We start from the raw sequence: 283 nt of genomic DNA, 5'->3' as shown, positions 1-283 counted from the left end.
GTGCTTGGCGAAAATAAATACATGGTTATTTCCCTATGGCAATAAAGTATGAAGAATTCATTCCACCAATATTGTATTTAGCAAAAAATCGGGTCAGGTCATTGACGTCACGTTGTATTGATGGAAATTGTTGTGATGGAGAGGCAGGCGTTGACATTAAAACGCCTGGCGCAATAGCAATAACGCTACTCGGAAATGGTATAGGGAAATTGATATATAGCCCGTTAGAATCAAAAGACGCCTCGAAAGCCTGAATAACATATCCACTCGGCAACTTAAACCA

General features: G+C 39.9%; 1 protein-coding gene. It reads right to left on the bottom strand.

From position 1 onward, the window contains the following. Window positions 1–25 precede the first annotated feature (25 nt). Window positions 26–283 (bottom strand): gp53-like domain-containing protein (locus OGY33_RS00695; protein WP_502873593.1); only part of this gene is annotated, 258 nt, incomplete at its 5' end.

This window comes from Citrobacter sp. Cpo032 (assembly GCF_030332975.1).
GTDB classification, from domain to species: domain Bacteria; phylum Pseudomonadota; class Gammaproteobacteria; order Enterobacterales; family Enterobacteriaceae; genus Citrobacter; species Citrobacter portucalensis.
The sequence above is the reverse complement of the archived record's forward strand: the minus strand, read 5'-3'. Positions and strand labels throughout refer to the sequence as shown.